The sequence below is a fragment of the Amycolatopsis sp. EV170708-02-1 genome, assembly GCF_022479115.1.
In the GTDB taxonomy this organism is placed as follows: domain Bacteria; phylum Actinomycetota; class Actinomycetes; order Mycobacteriales; family Pseudonocardiaceae; genus Amycolatopsis.
On sequence record NZ_CP092497.1, the window covers coordinates 3,515,970 to 3,535,966 of the forward strand.

Below are 19,997 nucleotides of genomic sequence, written 5' to 3' on the forward strand. Positions count from 1 at the left end.
CTCTGTGATGTCAGGCAATGCGCACCAGGGCACGCGCGCCGCGCAGCGCCAGCGGTTCCCCGGTGCGCAGGTCGCGCACCCAGGTGACCAGCGCGTACTCGCCGGGAGGGAGCGCCGTGGTGAGTATCGCCGAACGCCACGGCGACAGCGGCACGACCCCCGTCGGGCGGCCGGTGAACGGGCTCGGCCCGGTGCGGGCGAAGAACGCGTCTAGGTCGGTGAGCGCGGTCCCCGGCCGCACCGGCAAAAGCATGGCTTCGGTGAACTGGCCGGACGCGTTGAGCACGAACACCGGCGCACCGGACTTGAGCGAAGGCGGCGTGAGGAATCCGTTGTCGGTCGCGATGATCGCCGCCGTCGCCTTGGCCGCGTTCGACGTCGTCCCGGTGCCGATCCGCAGCGGCCGGATCCGCGAGAGGAAGTCCGGCTCGGCGACGTCGCGGAAATCCACCAGATGGTAGTCACCGGGGGACACGGCGATCTCGGCCGACGCCGGGACGGCGGCCACGGCGACGCCGCCGAACATCTCCGCGTCGGCGGTGACCGCCCTGCCGCCCGCCATCGCGTCCGCGGGATCGTCGGACATCGCCTGTTTCAGGTGCCGTGTATAGGTTTCGAGCGCGACTCCCGGGCGCAGCCGCACCAGGCCCACCCACGCGCCCGCCGGGTCTTCCGACCGCACCTTCAGGGTGAGGACACCCGCACGGGTGGTGGACGGCGCGGTGAAGCCCGACGGGGTCACGACGAGGTCGAGCCCGTCCGGCTCGGCGAGCGCGGGCGAACCGGTCAGGAAGGCGGCGACGGCGATCGCCGTCGTGACGATTTTTCTCATGGTGGCGACTCTGGTCGAGCCCGTCCCGCGGCGCGTCGGTCCGTGACGGGCAATGGCCTACCGCATCGGGATGACGTACCGCGCCGGTCGGATTTCCCGGATTACCGTTCCGGGCCGACGTGCCGGGCACCCTCGCGCCGCGACCATCGCGTCATGGACCGACGTTCCTTCTTGAAACTCGGCGCGTTCGTGGCCGCCGGTACCGTCGTCGCGGGCTGTTCGGCGGAAACGGCCCATCGGCCGGGAGCGTTCGCCAACCGGCTGCGGGTGCCGCCGCTGCTGTCGCCGGACCCGGACGCCTCCGGTGTCCGCCGGTTCGAGCTCACCCTCCGCCCGGGAAGCACCGAACTGATCCCGGGCAAACGGGCGGACACGTGGGGGATCAACGGCGACCACCTCGGCCCGACGCTGCGGATGCGCCGCGGTGACCGGGTGGCGATGGCCGTCACCAACCGGATCGGCGAGCCGACCACACTGCACTGGCACGGGATGCGCCTGCCGGCGCGGATGGACGGCGGTCCGCACCAGACGATCCGGCCGGACGGGACCTGGCGTCCGGAGTGGACGGTCGACCAGCCGGCCGCCACCGGCTGGTACCACCCGCATCCGCACGAACAGACCGCCCGGCACGTCTACCGCGGCCTGGCGGGGATGATCCAGATCGCCGACCCCGAGGCGGCCGCGCCGGGGCTGCCGTCGGAGTACGGGGTGGACGACATCCCCCTGATCCTCCAGGACAAGCGGCTCGACTCCGACGGGCGGCTTGTGGAGGACTTCGGCGGCACCTTCGGGTTGACCGGCGACACGATCCTGGTCAACGGCACGTTCGATCCGTTCGTCGAGGTGCCCGCGGGCCGGACCCGGTTCCGGGTGCTGAACGCGTCGAACGCCCGGATCTACTTCCTCGAATTCGCCGATGGCCGCGAGTTCCACGTGATCGCCGGCGACGGCGGCCTCCTGCCCGGGCCGGTGGGCGTCCGGCGGGCGGTCCTCAGCCCCGGCGAACGGCTGGAGTTCGTCGCCTCCTTCACTTCCGGCGAGCAGGTGGTCCTCCGGAGCGTCGGCGAACGGACCGAGGCGGCGACGGACATCGAGGAGGGCGACTTCGACCTGCTCAAGATCATCGCGACGGGCCCGCGGCGCGACGAGTCACCGTTGCCAGGGCGGCTTTCCGCGGCCGCCTTGCCCGAGGTGCCGCCAGGAGCCCGCGTCCGGCGCATGACGCTGACCGGATCGGAGATCAACGGCAAGGACATGGACATGACGCGGATCGACGAGGTCGTCCCGGCGGGCGCGCGCGAGATCTGGGAGATCCACAACACGACCTACACGCACAACTTCCACATCCACGAGGTCGCGTTCCGGATCCTGGAGATCGACGGCGCGCCGCCGCCCGCCTATCTGAGCGGCGCCAAGGACACCGTCTACGTGCCGAAACACGCCACGGTGAGACTCGCCGTCGAATTCGGCCGCCACGCGGATCCGGCGGCGCCCTACATGTACCACTGCCACATCCTCCGCCACGAGGACAAAGGGATGATGGGGCAGTTCGTCATCGTCGCCCCCGGCACCGAAGACCGCGTGTCGCGGCTGCTTCCGATGCCGGGCCACGACCACGGCGGTTGAGCTACTTCTCGATGGCGTAGGCCTCGATCTCGACCTTCATCTTCGGGTCGAGCAGCGCCGAGACCTCGACCATGGTGGCCGCCGGCAGCACGTCGGCGAAGGCTTCGCGGTGCGCCCGCGCCACCAGGTCGGCGTCCTTGATGTCGGTGACGTAGGTGACCGTGCGGACGACCGCGGCCAGGCTCGAACCGGCCTCCCGCAGCGCGGTCTCGATGAGGGAAAGCACGGCCGAGGCCTGCTCGTACGCGTCACCGGAGCGGGCGGGTTCACGCGCCGTCGTCCCGGAAACGTGGATGTGCTCGCCGACGCGTACCGCGCGGCTGTAGCCGAACACCGGCTCGTAGTCGCCGCCGGAGGAGATGTTCACCCGTTCAGTCATGATCGGTACAAAAGCACAGGCGGCCCCTGCCGGGACACCGGTACGGGGGCCGCCTGCCGTCACTTCTCTTCCTTGTCCTCCGGCGGCTTCTCGTTCGCGGCGGGCGGGATGGCCTTCGTCAGCTCGACGATGGTCTTCCCGGCCATGCCCGACGCGCCGTAGGTCGGGTCGCTGAGGATCTTGGTGGTCTTCTCGATCGCGTCCGCCACCTTCGGGAACCTCTTGTGGAGGTCGCCGATCGGGAAGCTGTTCCAGTAGTCGAACCGCTTCAGGATGTCGGCCGCCCCGTCCACCCCTTCCAGTTCCTTCGCGAGCTTCTCGCGCACGATCCGGAGGGGCATGTCGCTGAGCTTTTCCCGAGGGGGCTTGGGCGTGGCCTCCGGCGTGGTGTCGCCCGGCTTCGGGGGCGGGCCCTCGATCGGCTTCTTGCCGCCGGGCATCGGGGTGCCGCCGGCGGGCTTCGGCTTGGGCAGCTTGATCTTGCCGCCGCCGAGCGTCAGCTTGACGACGTCGTCGGCCGCGCCGCGCGTCTTCGCCAGGATCTTGATCATCTCGGCGAGCTTCTTGGCGGTGTCGGCGATCTGCTTGGCGATCTTGGCGATCGCCACGCCGACCGTGGTCATGATGGAGGTGATCGCGGCGATGATCGAACCGCCGAAGGTGACCGGCGCCAGCGCCACGGCCACGATCGCGGCCTTGAGGATGCCCGCCAGCGTCATGGCGATGATGTCGCGGACGATGCCGCGGACCGCGCCGATGACGGCACCGGCGATCCCCATCTGCTTGCCCGCGAACTCGATGTACCCGGCGAGCGCGTCGATCTGCGCGGCGACGCCCTCCATGTCGGCGCGGAAGGTGTCGGCGGCCTCGCCTTCCCACTTCTCCATGAACTTCTTGGTGGCGGCGTCGTGGTCCTTCGCCCACTCCCGGACTTCCGCGCCCTCTTTGTAGATCGCGGTCTTGGCCGCCTCGATGCCCTTCGGGTCACCGAGCAGGAAGTCCAGCGGCCAGCGGAAGATGACGATGTGCTCGATCAGCCAGCCGATCCCGGCGGTCAGCAGCGAGCCGATCGGGTCGACGACCATGCCGAGGATCTCGATCGCCATCCCCGCCGAGGCCAGCCCGATGCTGAGGCTGTCCCCTTCGTCGACGGCCTTCTTCAGCGAGAACGCGGAATCGAAGAACCCCGCGCCCGCGGTGTCGCCGCTGCCCGCGAGGAAGTTGTTCTTCTCGTCCTTGAAGTCGCTGGCCTTGGTGCCGCTGTTGTTCCCGAAATCGTTGCGGTGGTACTCGTCGCTCACTTGACCTTCACCTCGTCGATCCCCTTGCCGGCGTCGGTGATCAGCTTCTCGGTCTCCTGCTCGTTGGCGTTGTACTGCTTCGCCGCCTCGCGCACCCTGTCCGAGAACTCCTGCACGTTCTCCGAGTACTTGTTCAGCTGGTCCCGCGCCTTCCCGCAGTGCATGCTCGCGCCGGCGCCGTAGATCTGGCCGCCGAAGATGCCGAAGATGCCGGGGTCCGCCACGCAACTGCCCACCATGTCGGCGCTCTTCCGCAGCGCGTCCTCGAGCTGGTCGAGGTGACCGGCGAACTCGGTCATGGCTTCCGTCTTGACACCGAATCCGGTCACCAGGGGCTCATCTCATCGTCGTCGGGGGAGGCCGGTCGCCGGGGTCGCGGCGCCGGGGGGTTCGGCGGCCGCACGGGACGGCCGGGCTGCGGCGGCATCGGGGGACCCGCCTGCGGTGGTGGCGGCGGCCGGTATCCCGCCTGAGGGCGCGGCGGCTCGTTGTGCGCCTCGGGGGCCCACTTGTCCTGTTCCGGGCTGTCCGGCGCGGTTTCCTCGTCGTCCACCTTCGGCAGGAAGGTGCGGACCAGCTGGGCGGCCTCGTCCTCGCCGTTGATCTCGGTGTAGGACTCGGTGACCTTCTCGACGGTCTTGCGCTGGGCTTCGCGCACCGTCTGCATGACCAGCGAGGAGAGCCGGGCCGGTCCCAGCGAGGTGGCGCGGTTGCCGAACTCGATGGCGCTCAGCGAGCCGTTGGCCTCCACCGTCACCGTCACCGAGCCGTCGGGAGAGGTCACCGTGGACGCCGAGGCGGTGAACGCGGCGGTCAGGGCTTGGGCTTTTTCCTCGAGTTTCCTGGCCTCTCGCTCCAGAAGGAGTGCGAAGTCCTCACCTGCGTCGAAATTGGGTTGCATGCGTCGCCTTGGCTCGATTGGGATGGGGCACGATCGGGGAGAATGCGAGAGGTCGACGAGACCGTCCCGATTCCGCAGTGAACCGATCGGTCGCGAGGTGGATCGCCCGTATCGTTACCACCGGACGCACACCGGGACAAGCCGGATGATCGGAGACTGCCCGAAAGTGCCTCCCGGGTGGAGGATCGGGGCAGGCGATGGAAGGCGGGCCGATCGTGCGGGACGCCGATCGCGACGACGTCATGGCCGTCTGCCGCTTCGGCGAGGAGCACGTCCGGGCCTGGTGGGCGCCGTTGATCGGCGAAGAAGAGGCCGCGCGGCGGGTGCGGATGTGGTGGAACGCGACGGATATCGCCGGGGCCGTCGCTCGCGGCGCGGTCGTGGTCGCCGAGGACGGCGGGTGCCTGTCCGGTGTCGGGCAACACGATTTCGACGGCGGCGAGCACGTGATCCGCAAGCTGTCCGCGCTTCCCCGGTATCGCGGCTTGGGCTTGCGGCTGCTCGAAGTCCTCATCGGACGGTTGCCGGTGGACGTCGAGCGGGTGTACGCCGAGCATCTCGTGGCGGACGAACGCGCGGGCGCCTTCTTCGAGCGCGAGGGTTTCACGGTGGAGCGGGCCGGACCGAGTGCCGATCCCCGGCTCGGCGTCGTGCGGCGGAGCCGGGACAGGTGACCCCGAGCGACGCGGCCCCCGGACCTGGCGGCCGCGTCGCTCGGACACTACCGGTGTTCGGCGGCCTTCTTGAGGTCCTTGAGCCAGATTTCGAGGCCCTGCCCGAGCATCGCGGTGGAGTTGGGCACGTCCTTGTCGACCTGCGGGCCGGTGTGGCTCTCTTCGGTGCGGACGATGACGCCGCCGGGCACCTTGACGAAGTTCCAGACGTGGACGCCGTCGATATGCATCCCGCCGGGGCCGTCGAGCGGGCCGGTCCAGCGGATGCATTTGCCGGGCTGGAGTTGCCGGACGGTGGAAACGATGGTCACGTCGCCGGGCGGGTACGGCATTCCGGGCGGGACGGGGATCGTCCACCGGAAGCGGGAATGCTTGCGCAGCGGGCCGTCGTCCAGACGCTTCATGGTGACCGGGATGACCGGGTTCTGCCAGGTCGGCCAGGCCTCCACGTCGGTCTGCAGGTTCCAGATGGTGCGCAGCGGCGCCTTGACGAAGGTCTCGGTCCGGTAATGCACCTTGGCCGACCGGTCGATGCCTTTTCCTTGGCAGGTAAGGGAAGTCGGTTTGGCGTGGTGGACGGGGGCGGCCTGGGCCGGTGCCGTGACGCCGAGGACGCCGGCGATGGCCAGTGGGACGGTGAGCAGGGCCGCGCGGGTGCCGATCCAGCGGCTTGAGATGCCGAACATGGTCCTTCTCCTTGGGTTGTTAGCACTTGTTGCGATAGTTAGAAGCTATAGCGCTAGCGTGGTGGGCGTCAAGAGCGAGAAGGTTTGACCGAACGGGCAGGCGGGCTGAAGGCTCCCTTCACCGCGCCTGCCGGAGACCGACCTCGGGATCGGCGCGGCGACCGTGTGGATTTCGGGGCGTTGGACGACCTGTAACCCACACGGTCCCCAGGCGAGCGGTCCGGTCATGCCGGGGTGGGCACCACGCGCGTCCCGTGCCACCGGGAGCGAAGGCGTAACTCGCGTGCTTGAAGGGCGAACACCGAGTTACGCCTTCAAGCACGCGAGTTACGCCTCTGATCACGCGTGATCGCCCGAGGGTTACAGCCATTCCGCGTCGGTGGCGATGCGGATCGCGTGCACCCGGTTGCGGGCGTTGAGCTTCGTGACGATGGCGGCCAGGTAGTTCCGGACCGTGCCGGGGGACAGGAACAGTTCGGCCGCGATGTCGGCGACGGTGCGCCCGCGCGCGGTCACCCGCAGGATCTCGATCTCGCGGGTGGTCAGCGGGCAGTCGTCGGTTTCCCAGGCGGCGAGCGCCAGTTCGCTGTCGATCACCCGGCGCCCGATCGCGACCGACCGCACCGCGTTGGCCAGCTTGTCCGACGGCGCGTCCTTGAGCAGGAAGCCGTTGACCTTCGCGTCCAGCGCGCGCCGGACCGTGCCGGGACGGCCGAGGCTGGTGAGGATCAGCGTATGGCAGCCGGGCAGGCTTTCGCGGATCTCCATGGCCGCGGTCAAACCGTCCTTGCCCGGCAGATCTATGTCGATGACCGCGACGTCGGGCTGGACGGCCTTCGCCGTCGGAAGGATCTGGTCACCCGCGGCGACTTGGGCGACCACTTCGATATCGGATTCCATGTTCAGCAGGGCGACGAGCGCCCCGCGAACCATGTGCATATCTTCGGCAAGCAGCACTTTGATCACCACGAAGCACCTCGCACCCCAGTTCAGTGGCTCCGTCGTCATCCTACGGGATTCTCACCCCAGGGGGTGCTGTCGAAGAATACGCTTTCCGATCATGCGATCGGCCTAGGCCGTATGCAGCAAGGGAAAAACCGCTTCAGAGCACGTCCAGCTCTCGCGGCCATTCGACGGGTTCCCTGCTGAGCCCGAGCAACTCGAACTCCGAACGCGCCCAATCGATCCGCACCCGGATCGCCAGCGCGGGCGCCACGGTCAACAAAAAACGGCCGGGACCGCCGCCGACCTTGAAAACACCGTAGGTCAGGAACGCGGATCCGTCGCAGACGGCGAACAACGCGGTGAAAACCGTCGCGCGTTCGCTTTCCGGAATCGAATCCAGCCATTCCAGCCCGCCGGTCAGCACCAGCCGTACCGCCATCCGAGCCTCCCTCGCCGCGCCGGCTTCCAGCATGGCCGCCTTCGATGGCATGGGGCGTCTCGTATCCTGCGCCGGACGCGACGAAGGGGACGTCCCGCGCGGGACGTCCCCTTCGTCGAAGAGCCGGGTCTCAGCCCGCCTGCTGGTAGCGCTTGAGGTACTCGCCGGTCAGTGAGCTCTCCGCGGTCAGGAGCTTCTCGGGCGGGCCGGTGAAGACGATCTCGCCGCCGTTCTTGCCGCCGCCGGGCCCGAGGTCGATGATCCAGTCCGCCTGTTCGATCACCGCCAGGTTGTGCTCGATCACCACCACCGTGTTGCCCGCGTCGACCATGCCGTTGAGCAGGCCCAGCAGCATGTCGATGTCGGTCATGTGCAGGCCGGTGGTCGGCTCGTCGAGGATGTAGACGTTCCCGCCGCCGGAAAGCCGGTCCGCCAGCTTGATCCGCTGACGTTCACCGCCGGACAGCGTGCTCAGCGCTTGGCCCAACCCGAGATAGCCGAGCCCGGTCTCGATCAGCGCGTTCACCTTCGCCAGCACCGGGGCCTCGGTGAAGTACTCGGCCGCCTGCTCCGCGGACAGCTCCAGCACGTCGGCGATCGACTTGCCCCGCAGCTTGTGCGCGAGCACCTCGTCCTTGAATCGTCGCCCGTCGCAGCTTTCGCAGTGCGTCGTGATCGGGTCCATATAGGACACTTCGGTGATCAGCACGCCACGGCCCTGGCATTCCTCGCAAGCGCCCTGGGAGTTGAAGCTGAACAACGCCGCGTTCGCGCCGCTCGCCTTCGCGAAGAGCTTGCGCACCGGGTCCATCAGGCCGAGGTACGTCGCCGGAGTCGAGCGGGAGGACGCCGCGATCGGCGTCTGGTCCACGAAGATCGCGTCGGGATGCGCCTCGCGGAAGACACCGGAGATCAAGGAGCTCTTGCCCGAGCCCGCGACACCGGTGACGGCGGTGAGCACACCGGTCGGGATGTCGACCGAAACGCTCTTCAGGTTGTGCAGTGAAGCCCGTTTGATCGACAGTTTTCCCTTGGCGCGCCGCGGATCCTCCTTGACGACACCCGAGCGGGCCAGCCCGGCCCCGGTCAACGTCTTGCCGGCGCGCAGCTGCCGGTACGTTCCCTGGAAGACGACCTCGCCGCCGTGCACGCCCGCCCGCGGCCCGATCTCCACGATATGGTCGGCGATCTCGATGACGTCCGGGTCGTGTTCGACCACGAGGATCGTGTTCCCCTTGTCCCGCAACGCCCGCAGCAGGTCGTTGAGCCGCCCGACGTCGCGGGGGTGCAGGCCGACACTGGGCTCGTCGAAGATGTAGGTCAGCCCGGTCAGGTCGCTGCCCAGATGCTTGACCAGCTTGAGCCGCTGCCCCTCACCGCCGGACAGCGACGTCGTCGCCCGGTCCAGCGAAAGGTAGCCGAGGCCGATCGCTTCGATCCGTTCGAGCGCGGCCAGCACGCCCTGCGCCATCGCGGCGGTCTGCTTGTCCTTGATGGACTTGATCAGCTCGATCAGATCGGTGATCTGCAGCTCGCACCACTGCGCGATGTTCTTGCCCGCCAGCTTGGTCGCCAGCGCGGCCTCGCTCAGCCGTCCGCCGCGGCAGGCCGGGCAAGGTCCCTCGGTGATGAACTTCTCCGCCTGGGCACGGGTCTTCTCGCTCATCGAGCCGGTGTCGCGTTTGAGGTGGCGGCGGGTGAAGTTCGCGACCAGGCCCTCGAACGTCAGCGTCTGCGTCTTGCCGTTCTTGAAGGTGAGCTGGACCTTGCCCTCCTTGCCGTGCAGAAGGGTGTCCATCTCCTTCGCGGTGTACTTGTTGAGCTTCTTGGCCGGGTTGATGGCGTCGTGGTTGGCGTAGAACTGCCAGCCGGGGCTGCCGACCGGGTAGCCCGGCACCAGGATCGCGCCCTCGTCGAGCGATTTCGTCATGTCGAGCATCAGCTCGGGATCCGGGCGCAGCGCGCGGCCGATGCCCTCGCAGTCGGGGCACATCCCGTTGGGGTCGTTGAACGAATACAGCGAGGGATTGCCCGCGCTGGGCTTTCCCTGCCGCGAGAACAACACCCGCAGCAGCGGATGGATGTCGGCGACCGTGCCGACCGTCGAGCGCGCGTTCCCGCCGAGCGGGCGCTGGTCGACGACGACCGGCGTGGTCAGGTTTTCGATGCTGTCCACATGCGGGCGTTCGTGTTTGGGCAGCTGGTTGCGGATGAACCAGGGGAAGGTGGCGTTCAGCTGACGCTGCGCCTCGACGGCGATCGTGTCGAACACGACGGAGGACTTCCCGGAACCCGAAACCCCGACGAAAACCGTGATCTGGTTCTTCGGGAGTTCGAGTGAGACGTCCTTCAGGTTGTTCTCGTGAGCGCCGGTGACGCGGATTCCCTCACCCGCCGGTTGCTTGGTCTTGCGGGCTGCGGCAGTCACAGAATTTCCTTTCCTCGCCGGTGCGCGTGAAAGATCGCGCCTGCTCGCCAGTATCGCAGCGCCGCCGAATGCCCGGTAGTCGATTCGTGTGTGATCGGGCTATGTTCTGGTCACGAAGTGATCGTGAAATTTTCACGGTCCCGGTGAATTCAGGCGCGGGTGTAGACGGCGCCGATGACGCCGGTTTTCAGCGCGTTCGCGCGGGTCAGCTTCAGTGGGATCTCCTTGGCCGTGCCGTCGAACAGTTTCGCTCCCTCGCCCGCCACCAGCGGCATGATGTTGAGCGCCAGTTCGTCCAGGAGTCCTTCGGCGAGCAGCCATTGGACGAGCTTCGGGCTACCGGGCACCCGGATCGTCTTGCCGGGCGCCTCCTTCAGCCGGGTGATCTCGCCCGCGATGTCACCGGTGATCAGGCTCGTGTCCGGCCAGGTCAGCGAGGCTTCGTCCAGCGTCGAAGAAACGACGTATTTGTGCGTGCCGTTGAGGAACGCCGCCATCGGGTTGCTGTCACCCTGCGGCTTCCACATCTGTTCGAAAGCGACGTACGTGTCCTTGCCCATCAGAATGGCGTCCGAAGCGGCGAGGCTCTCCGCGATTCCTTCGCTCATCTCGTCGGACCAGTACTGGCCCATCCAGCGGTCCGGCCGTTCGGCCACCCCGTCCAGGGACATGAACAATCCAGCGGCGATTTCGCGCATGACGAACTCCTTCGTTGTCCGGTGGCCCGTGGTCAGGCCGCGGGCCGATCTTCCCACCGTCGCCCGCGACGCTCCAAGGGATCGAGCACACCGGAAGAAGTCCAGCGGACCGGCAGCGCGGACAATGCGCGCATCGTCGGAGAGACGGTCCACTCCAGGGAGTCCTCGGGCACGGCGAGGGAGAGTTCCGGCGCACGACGGGAAAGCGCGCGCAGCGCCGACTGGATCTCGACCCGGGCCAGGTGGGCGCCGATGCAATGGTGCGTCCCGTGCCCGAACGACAGATGCCTGCCGTTCCTGTCCATCGCGAACCGGTCCGGATCGGCGAAGACGTCCTCGTCGCGGTTGACCACCGGCAGCAACGCGGTCATCAGGTCGCCCGGTTCGATCCGCGTGCCCGCGATGGTGACCTCCTCCGTCGCGACGCGCGTCATGCTGAAGTTCACCGCCGGGCTGTACCGGAGCGTTTCCTCGACGGCCGCGTCCAGCAGTGCCGGGTCCGCGTCCAGCGAGGCCAGCAGGCCCGGCCGGGAGATCAGGCAGAACACCGCGTTGGCGATCTGCGCGGCAGCCAGCGCGTGCCCGTCGAAGAACAGCGACGCCGCCAGCCCGGTCAGCTCGGTTTCGTCGAGCGCGCCCGTGCGATGTGCCCCGATGAGTTCCGCCATCAGCCCGGACGGCGGGTCTTCGGTGTCGGCGAGCATCATCGCGACCTCGTCGTGCAACAGCAGTTCGCCTTGGTAGACGGCGGATCGCGGGGAGCCCGGCTTGCCGAGCCGCGCGTTCGCGCGTTTGCGGACGGCTTCGCGCCGCGACGGCGGAACACCCAGCAGTTCGGCCTGTGCGGTGAAGGTCAGCGGGGCGCAGAAGTCGGCGATCAGATCCGCGGTGGGGCCCGTGTCGATCAGCCTGTCGAGGAGGCCGACGGCGCTGGTTTCGACGTACTCGCGCAGCTGCTCCGCACGGCGGGCTGAGAACGCGCCACCGATCAGCTTCCGGATCCGGGTGTGCCTCGGCGGATCCAGATCGGTCACCGACATCCGGGTGGCCGGTCCGCGCGGATGGGTCGTCTCGGCCAGCACGGCCCGGCTGAACCGCTTGTCACGCAGGAAATCGCGCGCTTCGGAATAGCTGCTCACCAGCCATTCACGGCGCCCGTCGCGCCGGCGTGAACCGAACGGGCAGCCGGTGGGGATGTCGTCCCCGACGAGCTGCCGCCGTTGCCGCCCTTCGGCGAAGTCCGAGCCTCCACGACCCCCTGTTACGTCGCCCATCGGGTCCATCCTCCGATCATCGATTCCGTGCGGGCACGCGCAGCGCGAGCAGGCAGACCGCGACCGAGGCCACGGACAGCGCCGCGATGGCGACCCGCAGGTCGGTATGCCCGGCGATCTGGCCGACCACGGCCGGCCCGAGCAAGAGGCCGACACTGGCCAGTGACGCCGCCGAGCCGATCACCGCGCCGCGGTCCTCCGCGGTCGCGCGGCGTCCGATCAGTCCGTAGACGGTGGGCGTCGACACCGAGATCGCGCCGCCGACCACGGCGGTGCCGAGCAGGCCGTGCACCGGCGCGTCGGCCATCGACAGCAGCAGCACGCCCACCCCGGAAAGAGCGCCGGAAGTGAGCAGTACCAGGCGATCCGACGCGCGGCCGGACAGCCAGTGCCCGCCGAACCTGCCCAGCGCCATACCGGCGGCGAAGATGCCGGGCGCGGCGGCCGAGATCCCGACCGGCGCCCGGGTGACGTCGGACAGGAACACCGCGCTCCATTGCTGGACGCCGCTTTCCACGACCATCGCCAGCGCCGCCAGCAGGCACAGCAGCAGGACCGCCGGGCCCAGCCGCGGGTGCCGTCCCGGTTCGCGGCCCTGCCGCACCAGCCGTCCCGGGACGGAATTCCGCGCCGCGATCGCGCCGAGCACGACCAGCGCCGAAAGCGTCAGCGCGATCACTTCGGCCGGTACTCCCGCGGTGCGGGCAGCCCCGGTGCCGAGACTGCACGTCAACAGGCCGATGCTGAACAGAGCGTGCGCGCGATTCATCACGCGTGGCCCGTCGCCCGCTTCGGCGGACGCCGCCAGCGCGACCACGACGACATTGCAGGCGCCGGAACCGAATCCGAACAAACCCAGGGTCAGGAACAAGGCCGGAACGGATCCGGCCAAGGCCGGGGTCGGCGCGATGAGCGCGAATCCGGCGAAGGTCGCGACCGCCACCGGGCGGCCGAACCGGTCGAGCAAGCGGCCGATCGCGAACATCGCGGGCATCGCCGCGAGCGCGCCGATCAGCAACGCGGCGCCCAGTTGTGCTTCACCGGCGCCGGTGGCGTGGCGGACGTCCGGCAACATCGAAAGGTACGGGCCCCACAATGCGCCGTACGCGGCGAATCCCGCGAAGACCGTGCTGGTCCGCGGGGCTGCGGTGATGACGGCGACCATGAGACGTGCCGGTCCTTTCCGTGCTGATCGGCGGAATTTCGCCAAGAGGCGGACATTCGCAGGTTAGCAGCGGGATTCGAGAACGGGCCACGATTATTTACCGCATTTATGGAGAAGGACGGCGAAGCGATCCGCCGGTATTCTCGGCGAAGGTGCGGTTTTTCAGGCTGGGACAATCATCCCAAAAATGAAGAATTCATACCCGGAAGGTTAACCATTCACTGCTCCCACGCCGCACTTCCTCGCATGATGTAACCGCACGAGAGTGTCTCCGTTGTGAGGAACAGGAAGGTAGTGCGTCATGTTGCAGAACGTCGAACCCGCGACCGCGTCGAGGGCCGGCCCGGGGCCGCGGGGGACCGAGACCGAATTCGCGATCCGCGCCGAGGGGCTGGTGAAACGGTTCGGCGAGACGACCGCGCTCGACGGGGTCGACTTGACCGTCCGCTCGGGCACCGTGCTCGGGGTACTCGGCCCGAACGGTGCCGGGAAGACCACCACGGTCCGGATCCTGTCCACACTGGTGACTCCGGACGAGGGCCACGCCACCGTCGCCGGGTACGACATCGTGAAGGACGCCCACCAGGTGCGGCAGCTGATCGGCTTGACCGGGCAGTACGCGTCGGTCGACGAAAGCCTGACCGGTGTCGAGAACCTGCTGCTGATCGGGCGGCTGCTCGGCCTCTCGCGGCGGGCGGCCAAGGCCCGCGCGCACGAGCTCCTGGAGCGGTTCTCCCTCACCGAGGCCGGCGGCAGGGCGGCAAAGGGCTACTCGGGTGGTATGCGCCGTCGGCTCGACCTGGCCGCCAGCCTGGTCGGGGACGCGCGACTGCTGTTCCTGGACGAGCCCACCACGGGTCTCGACCCGCGCAGCAGGCTCGAACTCTGGGACGTCGTGCGCGGCTTGGTCGCCGACGGCGTCACGGTGCTGCTGACCACGCAGTACCTGGAGGAGGCCGACGCGCTCGCCGACGAGATCGTGGTCGTCGACCACGGCAAGGTGATCGCCAAGGGCACCCCGGACGAGCTCAAGGCCAGCACCGGCGCCCAGCGCCTGACGGTGCGCGGCGCCCAGGCGGGCGACCTCGAGAAGGTCGTGCGGCTGGTCGGCGAGATCGCCGGCGCGACGCCGGACGTCTCGGGCCAGGTCGTCAGCGTCCCGGTCACCGACCCGGCGGCGTTGCCCGGCGCGGTCCGGCGGCTGGATGAGGCGGGCATCGTCATCGGCGAGCTGTCGCTGCGCAGCTCCAGCCTGGACGAGGTGTTCCTCAGCCTGACCGGGCGTCCGGCCGAGGAGACCGCCGAAGAGACCGAGGAGGAGATCCGATGACCGCCGCGACCACGACGCTGCCGCCGCGGCAGTTGTCGGCCCGGGTCGGGTTCTTCCAGGGCATCTCGCAGATGTTCACGCTGGCCTGGCGCAGCACCGTTTCGGTGAAGCACGAGCCGAAGCAGCTGGCCGACATCAGTTTCCAGCCGATCATCTTCACGCTGCTGTTCACGTTCGTGTTCGGTGGCGCGATCTCCGGCGACCGGAGCGCGTACCTGCAGTTCATGATCCCGGGCATGCTGGTGATGAGCATGCTGTTCGCGACCATCAACGTCGGCATCGGCCTCAACACCGACCTGTCCCAGGGCGTGTTCGACCGGTTCCGCTCGTTGCCGATCGCGCGCTGGGCGCCGCTGGCCGGCCGGATCATCGGCGACCAGTTCAAGCAGGTCTGGTCCGTGCTGCTGGTGGTCGGCGTCGGGCTGCTGCTCGGCTTCCGGCCGGAGAAGGGCTTCCTCGGCGTGCTCGCGGCCGGGTTGCTGCTGCTGGTGTTCGCGATCGCGTTCTCCTGGGTGCCCACGCTGGTGGGCGTCGCCGCCGACCAGGCGGAGAAGGTCCAGGTTTTCGCGTTCGCGGTGATCCTCCCGCTGAACTTCGTCAGCGGGGTGTTCGCCCCGGTCGAGACGATGCCGTCCTGGCTGCAGGCGTTCGCGGAGGTCAGCCCCGTGGCGATCCTGCTCGAAGCGTGCCGCGGACTGATGAACGGTGGCGACAACGTCACCTCGGCGGTGATCTGGTCCCTGGTCTGGGCGGCCGTGATCGCGATCGTGTTCGGGGCGCTTTCGGTCCGTGCCCTGAAGAAGCGGATCTGAGCACTAGCCGTTCGATCACCGGAGCCGTGACGCGTGCGCGCGCCACGGCTTCGGTGTTCCAGAGCCCGGTGGCGGAGCTGAAGACAGCCCGAGACGGGGACTGAACGCGTGAACCCGCTCTGCCGAAGGGAGCGCCGATGGACGAGCTGGACTACAACACGTGTAACGCCACCTTCCGCAGCCTGACAGATCAGCAGCGGCTGATGGTCGAGGAGACGTCGAGGCTGATCGGGGCGGACACCGATCTCGAACTGACGTCGTACGGCTGCGGGTTCGGCATGTTCGAACTGGAGCTCATCGCGCGGGTGCCGCGGAGAACGGTGTGGTTCCAAGGCGTCGACACCAACGGCGAAGCGGTCGAACGATTGCGCGCGAAGCTGGCCGGGCTGCCGAAGGTCCGCGGTCACCGTGTCTTCACCGCGAGCATGGCCGACGTCGCCGACCGCCGGATCACGCCGACCGAGTACGGCCTGTTCGTCCAATCGTTGTGCTACCTCGGCGCGGACGAGGGGATGGCGGTGCTGAAGGAGGCGCGCAACCGGCACCGGCGGCTGGTCGTCGCCGTGCCCCCGCTGAACCGGCTGAACGGTCCCTTCGCGGAATCCCTCGCCCGGCAAGGCGTCGTGCGGCCGTTGTTCGCGCGGACGCTGGCGGAGGAGCTGACGCGGTTCGGCGTCGAATTCCGGTCCGTCACCGTGGACGCGGAGATCACGGTGCCGGTTTCCGAGCCGGCACACCGTCTTCTGGAGTTCTTGACCTTCGCGCGGCATCAGCCTTGGCGTGGCGGGACCGGGCGGGCGGAGCTGCTCGTCGCGGTCGCCGGGCTGGGCACGGTCTCCGCGGGGCAGGTGCGGATTCCGCATCCGGTCGAGGTTTTCAGCATCGGTTAGGGCACGGCTCCCGCGCCCCACTGAAGCGTTGCGAAAGCCACTTTCGCCACGTCCGAGCCTTCACCGCCTCGACCCGCTTTCGCGGCATGTCACCGAGCACCAGTACGTCTTTATTGCCTGCTCGCGGGATTCGCTTCGTTCTGCGCGCCGTTGTCTTTGTCAGGTGGCGTGTATGCGGGGAGGATTTGGGACGTTGAACGTCCGTGATCTTCCCCGCTGGGCAGTCGGCTGGGGAGATGGCGGGGTCGCTCGAGCGGTCCCCTCGACGATGGAGGATTTGGGACGTTGAACGTCCCAAATCCTCCACCGTCGACCACTGACACTCCACATTCGCCCTGTTCAGGTGCCCGCTCTAACGCTAGTCACCACTCACGCCCCGCGGCGCTGACCAGCAGCCATCCGACTTCGCCCCCGCCGATACCGGTCGACGCCCGCGGCCGACGGCCCGCTTCCAAACCCCGGAAAGGGCGGAACCCGGGCCCTGAGGAGGGAGGCCCGGGTTCCGGTGGGGAGGGGTCAGGCGGCCGTGCCCGGCTTCGGCAGCTGCTGCTTGGCCGGAGTGTTCTGATAGGACGCCAGCTGCCAGGCGCCGTCCCGCTTGACGACCGTCCACGAGGCGCGGATCGACTGGGAGTCCGCGACCTCGGTCTCGCCGGGGCCGAGCACGCCGCCCTGCGTGATCAGGACGCCGGAGTCCGGGGTGAAGAAGCGGATCTCCAGCGGGCGGCCGGTGACCTGGGTGCCCTTGTAGTTGCCCGCGAAGGATTCCACGAGGAACGCCCGGATGTCGTCGCGGCCCTTCTTGAACACACCGGGGAGGATCATCGTGCCGTCCTCGGTGAAGACGCCGGCGAAGGCGTCGGCGTCGTGGTACGCCCACGCGGCGATCACCTTCTGGGTCAGCGCCGCGATCGCCGCCTGGTCGGCGGCCGTGCCGGTTTCGGTGGTGGTCATCGGAGGATCCTCCTAGATGTAGAGGGTGTTGGGCTCGAGCCCGCAGAGCACGCGGCCGTACAGTTCGGTGTTGGTGTTGGGGTGCATCAGCGCGTGGAGGTTGACCGCGGCGACGTCGCGCGCGATGCGCTGGATCGGGATGCCGTGGTAGATCGACGAACCACCGGAGGCGGCCGCGAGGATGTCGATGCCTTCCTTGGCGCGGCGCACCACGGCGCCGAGGTCGGCCCGCGCGATCGCGCGTTCCTCGAGTTTCCAGGGGGTGCCGTCCGCGGTCTTCGTGTCGACCAAAGTGGACAGACGGTGCGCGTGGAACCCCGCCTCGTCGATCTTCAGCGCCGCTTCGGCCACCTGGTGGTGAGTGATCGGGGCTTCGCGCTGGGAATCGTAGGCGGTGTAAGTGATCTTGCGGTCCGGCAGGCGCTTGAGGAAGGTGTCCTGCGCGCTCCGCGCCATCCCGACCAGCGTGCCCACCGACGACGCCGACGCGACCGGAAGCAGCGGCGCCCGGTAGATCGAGGCCGAGGCCGCGCCCTGTCCTTCCAGCACCGCCGGCAGCGGGAGCACTCGCTCCGCCGGGATGAAGACGTCCTGGGCCACCGTCGACACGCTGCCGGTGCCGCGCAGGCCCGAGGTGTCCCAGTCGTCCACGATCAGCAGATCCGAGATCGGCACCAGCGCCATGATCGGATACGGCTCGCCCTCCGGCGGCACGAGGATCGCGATGATCTCCTGCCACTGCGCGTGCAGCGCCCCGCTGATGAAGCCCCATTTGCCGTTCACCACGACGCCGCCGTCGACCGGCGCGGCCATCGCGGATGGGCTCAGCGTGCCGCAGATCCGCACGTCCGGGGTGGCGAACACCTCGTCCTGCACGGCCTCCGGGAACTGGCAGGCCATCCAGGTCGGGATCCAGTACACCGAGGCCACCCAGGAGGTCGAGCCGTCGGCCCGGCCGATCTCGGTGGCGACGTCGACCAGGGTGCGGGTGTCGGCCTCGTAGCCGCCATAACGCTTGGGGCGGCGCAGCTTGAAGACGCCGGCCTCGGCCAGTGCTTCGATGGATTCCTCGTGCACCCGCCGGTTCTGTTCCTGCCAGGCCGAGTGCTTCTTCAGTGCGGGTGCCAGTTCGGCCACGCGGCGAACCAGTTCCTCCCGCGTCGGAACATCGGTGCTCGACACCTTGACCTCCTAGATCGTCGACTGGTCCAGCTTCGCAGCGGGCGGACGCCGGGTCGTCTTCCCGTTTGCCGGTGCGTCAGGCTGCCGCACGTTCGGAGGTGCGGCCGGGGAAATCCACCACGTTCCGGCCGTCGCGGCGTGCGAACCAGGTCGCCAGCGGCGCCGCCATCGCGGTCGAGACCAGCGCCATGATCACCAGCATGGTGAACAGCGTCGGGGAGAGCACGCCGAGGTCGAGCCCGATGTTGAGCACCACCAGTTCGGTCAGCCCGCGGCAGTTCATCAGCGCGCCCACCTGCAGCGACCGATTCCAGTTCTCGCCGACGGCCCGCGCGGCCAGTGCCGAGCCGCCGAACTTGCCCGCGACGGCCACGAGCAGGATCACCCCGCACCAGAGCCACGCGCCGCCGCCGGAAAGCAGGCCGATGTCGGTGCGCAATCCGCTGTAGGCGAAGAACAACGGCAGCATCAACGCCGTCGTCAGCCCGCCGGCCTTGTCGTGCAGCCAGGTCGCCATCGGGTTGTCCCTGGGGAACACCACGCCGAACACGAACGCGCCGAACATCGCGTGCACCCCGATCCACTCGGTCGCCATGGCGCATACCAGCACCCCGACCACCGACAGCGGCGCGACCTTCTGCAGCCGCGCCGCCGTCGACCGCGCCACGAACTTCCGCAGCAGCGGCCGGACGACCAGCCCGAGCAGCGCGACGAACGCCGCGGTGAGCACGACCGTCAGCACCACCCCGAACAGCGAGGACGCCGTGGTCAGCGCGATCACCAGCGCCAGCAGGCTCCACGCGGTCACGTCGTCGATCACCGCGCAGGTCAGCGCCACCACACCGATCTCGCTGCGGAAGAGCCCGATCTCGTGCAGGATCCGCACCAGCACCGGCAACGCCGTGATGCTCATCGACACGCCGAAGAAGAGCGCGAACGGAAGGAATCCGCCGCCGGTCCCGAACCGGGTGTAGGCGAGCATGGCGAGCCCGACGCCGAGCAGGAACGGCAGCGCGATGCTGACGTGACTGACGACCAGCGCGAGCCGTCCGCGGCCGCGCAGCAGCCGGGTGTTCAGTTCCAGCCCGGCGAGGAACACGAAGAAGATCACGCCGAGCTGCGCCACGACGTTCAGCTGCGGCACCGTCGCCTTCGGGATCAGCGTGGCCGCGCCGGAAGGCCACAACGCGCCGAGCACCGACGGGCCGAGCAGGATGCCCGCGGTGATCTCGCCGATCACCGCGGGCTGCCCGATCCGCTGGGCCAGCCAGCCCACCACCTTGCACGCGCCGACCACCACGGCGATCGCCAGCAGCAGCTGTGCCAGCGAAGGCCCGCTCGCCTCCTTGGCGACGGCCACACCGGCGCCGCCTTCGCCCTGTCCCAGCAGGATGATCGCGGCCACGACGGGGAGCACGACCAGTCCTGAGTAGACCATCAGCGCCCGGCGGCCGGGGCGGTGTTCGCTCTCCACCATGTCC

General features: G+C 68.7%; 20 protein-coding genes. 5 read left to right on the forward strand and 15 right to left on the reverse strand.

Annotated features, from left to right (window positions below; translation table 11 throughout):
- Positions 1-10: 10 nt before the first annotated feature.
- Positions 11-832, reverse strand: a complete 822-nt coding sequence (locus MJQ72_RS16415; protein ID WP_240599975.1) for a hypothetical protein — start codon at positions 830-832, stop codon at positions 11-13.
- Between the two features lie 153 nt (positions 833-985).
- On the opposite strand from MJQ72_RS16415, the gene MJQ72_RS16420 reads away from it, so the two are divergent.
- The gene (locus MJQ72_RS16420; protein ID WP_240599976.1) at positions 986-2,458 is read left to right on the forward strand and encodes a multicopper oxidase domain-containing protein; all 1,473 of its coding nucleotides are present in this window, start codon (positions 986-988) and stop codon (positions 2,456-2,458) included.
- A gap of 1 nt (position 2,459) precedes the next feature.
- Here the strand turns inward: MJQ72_RS16420 and MJQ72_RS16425 are convergent, their stop codons facing one another.
- The 4 genes from MJQ72_RS16425 to MJQ72_RS16440 are packed head-to-tail and all read right to left on the reverse strand — an operon-like array spanning position 2,460 to position 5,039.
- On the reverse strand, positions 2,460-2,837 hold the full coding sequence (locus MJQ72_RS16425; protein ID WP_240599977.1) for a RidA family protein: 378 nt from the start codon (positions 2,835-2,837) through the stop codon (positions 2,460-2,462).
- Between the two features lie 59 nt (positions 2,838-2,896).
- Positions 2,897-4,138, reverse strand: coding sequence for a WXG100 family type VII secretion target (locus tag MJQ72_RS16430; RefSeq protein ID WP_240599978.1), 1,242 nt, complete (start codon positions 4,136-4,138; stop codon positions 2,897-2,899).
- Positions 4,135-4,470 carry a type VII secretion target gene (locus MJQ72_RS16435; protein ID WP_240601345.1) on the reverse strand — a complete coding sequence of 112 codons (336 nt, stop codon included), beginning with the start codon at positions 4,468-4,470 and terminating at the stop codon, positions 4,135-4,137. Before MJQ72_RS16435 ends, MJQ72_RS16430 begins: the two co-directional genes overlap by 4 nt.
- On the reverse strand, positions 4,464-5,039 hold the full coding sequence (locus tag MJQ72_RS16440) for a YbaB/EbfC family nucleoid-associated protein (RefSeq protein ID WP_240599979.1): 576 nt from the start codon (positions 5,037-5,039) through the stop codon (positions 4,464-4,466). Before MJQ72_RS16440 ends, MJQ72_RS16435 begins: the two co-directional genes overlap by 7 nt.
- Before the next feature lie 197 nt (positions 5,040-5,236).
- Between MJQ72_RS16440 and MJQ72_RS16445 the strand changes: the two genes are divergently transcribed.
- Positions 5,237-5,713 carry a GNAT family N-acetyltransferase gene (locus MJQ72_RS16445; RefSeq protein WP_240599981.1) on the forward strand — a complete coding sequence of 159 codons (477 nt, stop codon included), beginning with the start codon at positions 5,237-5,239 and terminating at the stop codon, positions 5,711-5,713.
- Positions 5,714-5,760: 47 nt separating this feature from the next.
- Here the strand turns inward: MJQ72_RS16445 and MJQ72_RS16450 are convergent, their stop codons facing one another.
- From MJQ72_RS16450 to MJQ72_RS16480, 7 genes are all read right to left on the reverse strand, one after another.
- Positions 5,761-6,399 carry an SRPBCC family protein gene (locus MJQ72_RS16450; protein WP_240599983.1) on the reverse strand — a complete coding sequence of 213 codons (639 nt, stop codon included), beginning with the start codon at positions 6,397-6,399 and terminating at the stop codon, positions 5,761-5,763.
- 360 nt (positions 6,400-6,759) lie between these two features.
- Positions 6,760-7,407 (reverse strand): response regulator transcription factor, encoded by a 648-nt coding sequence (locus MJQ72_RS16455; protein ID WP_396426948.1) that lies wholly within the window; start codon positions 7,405-7,407, stop codon positions 6,760-6,762.
- Between the two features lie 94 nt (positions 7,408-7,501).
- Positions 7,502-7,834 carry a DUF6235 family protein gene (locus MJQ72_RS16460; RefSeq protein WP_240599984.1) on the reverse strand — a complete coding sequence of 111 codons (333 nt, stop codon included), beginning with the start codon at positions 7,832-7,834 and terminating at the stop codon, positions 7,502-7,504.
- 79 nt (positions 7,835-7,913) lie between these two features.
- A complete protein-coding gene (locus MJQ72_RS16465) occupies positions 7,914-10,211 on the reverse strand; it encodes an excinuclease ABC subunit UvrA (protein WP_240599986.1) in 2,298 nt (765 codons plus the stop codon).
- Positions 10,212-10,360: 149 nt separating this feature from the next.
- Entirely contained in the window at positions 10,361-10,909 is a 549-nt protein-coding gene (locus MJQ72_RS16470) for a dihydrofolate reductase family protein (RefSeq protein ID WP_240599988.1), read from the reverse strand.
- 32 nt (positions 10,910-10,941) lie between these two features.
- Positions 10,942-12,183: a cytochrome P450 gene (locus MJQ72_RS16475; RefSeq protein WP_240599990.1), complete on the reverse strand. Its 1,242-nt coding sequence runs from the start codon at positions 12,181-12,183 to the stop codon at positions 10,942-10,944.
- A 16-nt stretch (positions 12,184-12,199) separates the two neighbouring features.
- Positions 12,200-13,348: an MFS transporter gene (locus MJQ72_RS16480; protein WP_240599991.1), complete on the reverse strand. Its 1,149-nt coding sequence runs from the start codon at positions 13,346-13,348 to the stop codon at positions 12,200-12,202.
- 301 nt (positions 13,349-13,649) lie between these two features.
- Between MJQ72_RS16480 and MJQ72_RS16485 the strand changes: the two genes are divergently transcribed.
- The 3 genes from MJQ72_RS16485 to MJQ72_RS16495 all read left to right on the forward strand — a co-directional run bounded on the left by MJQ72_RS16485 (position 13,650) and on the right by MJQ72_RS16495 (position 16,380).
- Complete coding sequence (locus MJQ72_RS16485; protein ID WP_240599992.1) at positions 13,650-14,678, forward strand: ATP-binding cassette domain-containing protein; 1,029 nt, start codon at positions 13,650-13,652, stop codon at positions 14,676-14,678.
- The gene (locus MJQ72_RS16490; protein WP_016336920.1) at positions 14,675-15,490 is read left to right on the forward strand and encodes an ABC transporter permease; all 816 of its coding nucleotides are present in this window, start codon (positions 14,675-14,677) and stop codon (positions 15,488-15,490) included. Before MJQ72_RS16485 ends, MJQ72_RS16490 begins: the two co-directional genes overlap by 4 nt.
- 137 nt (positions 15,491-15,627) lie before the next feature.
- Positions 15,628-16,380, forward strand: a complete 753-nt coding sequence (locus MJQ72_RS16495) for a class I SAM-dependent methyltransferase (protein ID WP_240599993.1) — start codon at positions 15,628-15,630, stop codon at positions 16,378-16,380.
- A gap of 516 nt (positions 16,381-16,896) precedes the next feature.
- On the opposite strand, the gene MJQ72_RS16500 is transcribed toward MJQ72_RS16495, so the two are convergent.
- The 3 genes from MJQ72_RS16500 to MJQ72_RS16510 all read right to left on the reverse strand — a co-directional run bounded on the left by MJQ72_RS16500 (position 16,897) and on the right by MJQ72_RS16510 (position 19,993).
- Positions 16,897-17,334 carry an SgcJ/EcaC family oxidoreductase gene (locus MJQ72_RS16500; protein ID WP_240599994.1) on the reverse strand — a complete coding sequence of 146 codons (438 nt, stop codon included), beginning with the start codon at positions 17,332-17,334 and terminating at the stop codon, positions 16,897-16,899.
- A 12-nt stretch (positions 17,335-17,346) separates the two neighbouring features.
- Positions 17,347-18,516 carry an acyl-CoA dehydrogenase family protein gene (locus MJQ72_RS16505; RefSeq protein ID WP_240599995.1) on the reverse strand — a complete coding sequence of 390 codons (1,170 nt, stop codon included), beginning with the start codon at positions 18,514-18,516 and terminating at the stop codon, positions 17,347-17,349.
- A gap of 76 nt (positions 18,517-18,592) precedes the next feature.
- Positions 18,593-19,993, reverse strand: a complete 1,401-nt coding sequence (locus MJQ72_RS16510; protein WP_240599996.1) for a cation:proton antiporter — start codon at positions 19,991-19,993, stop codon at positions 18,593-18,595.
- Between the last annotated feature and the right edge of the window lie 4 nt (positions 19,994-19,997).

What these genes read in the sequence shown, in the direction of transcription:
- MJQ72_RS16475 (WP_240599990.1), bottom strand. Translation starts at nt 12,183, where the DNA reads ATGGGCGACGTAACAGGGGGTCGTGGAGGCTCGGACTTCGCCGAAGGG.
- MJQ72_RS16500 (WP_240599994.1), bottom strand. Translation starts at nt 17,334, where the DNA reads ATGACCACCACCGAAACCGGCACGGCCGCCGACCAGGCGGCGATCGCG.
- MJQ72_RS16455 (WP_396426948.1), bottom strand. Translation starts at nt 7,407, where the DNA reads ATGACGACGGAGCCACTGAACTGGGGTGCGAGGTGCTTCGTGGTGATC.
- MJQ72_RS16460 (WP_240599984.1), bottom strand. Translation starts at nt 7,834, where the DNA reads ATGCCATCGAAGGCGGCCATGCTGGAAGCCGGCGCGGCGAGGGAGGCT.
- MJQ72_RS16440 (WP_240599979.1), bottom strand. Translation starts at nt 5,039, where the DNA reads ATGCAACCCAATTTCGACGCAGGTGAGGACTTCGCACTCCTTCTGGAG.
- MJQ72_RS16470 (WP_240599988.1), bottom strand. Translation starts at nt 10,909, where the DNA reads ATGCGCGAAATCGCCGCTGGATTGTTCATGTCCCTGGACGGGGTGGCC.
- MJQ72_RS16445 (WP_240599981.1), top strand. Translation starts at nt 5,237, where the DNA reads ATGGAAGGCGGGCCGATCGTGCGGGACGCCGATCGCGACGACGTCATG.
- MJQ72_RS16485 (WP_240599992.1), top strand. Translation starts at nt 13,650, where the DNA reads ATGTTGCAGAACGTCGAACCCGCGACCGCGTCGAGGGCCGGCCCGGGG.
- MJQ72_RS16420 (WP_240599976.1), top strand. Translation starts at nt 986, where the DNA reads ATGGACCGACGTTCCTTCTTGAAACTCGGCGCGTTCGTGGCCGCCGGT.
- MJQ72_RS16490 (WP_016336920.1), top strand. Translation starts at nt 14,675, where the DNA reads ATGACCGCCGCGACCACGACGCTGCCGCCGCGGCAGTTGTCGGCCCGG.
- MJQ72_RS16415 (WP_240599975.1), bottom strand. Translation starts at nt 832, where the DNA reads ATGAGAAAAATCGTCACGACGGCGATCGCCGTCGCCGCCTTCCTGACC.
- MJQ72_RS16425 (WP_240599977.1), bottom strand. Translation starts at nt 2,837, where the DNA reads ATGACTGAACGGGTGAACATCTCCTCCGGCGGCGACTACGAGCCGGTG.
- MJQ72_RS16450 (WP_240599983.1), bottom strand. Translation starts at nt 6,399, where the DNA reads ATGTTCGGCATCTCAAGCCGCTGGATCGGCACCCGCGCGGCCCTGCTC.
- MJQ72_RS16495 (WP_240599993.1), top strand. Translation starts at nt 15,628, where the DNA reads ATGGACGAGCTGGACTACAACACGTGTAACGCCACCTTCCGCAGCCTG.
- MJQ72_RS16510 (WP_240599996.1), bottom strand. Translation starts at nt 19,993, where the DNA reads ATGGTGGAGAGCGAACACCGCCCCGGCCGCCGGGCGCTGATGGTCTAC.
- MJQ72_RS16480 (WP_240599991.1), bottom strand. Translation starts at nt 13,348, where the DNA reads ATGGTCGCCGTCATCACCGCAGCCCCGCGGACCAGCACGGTCTTCGCG.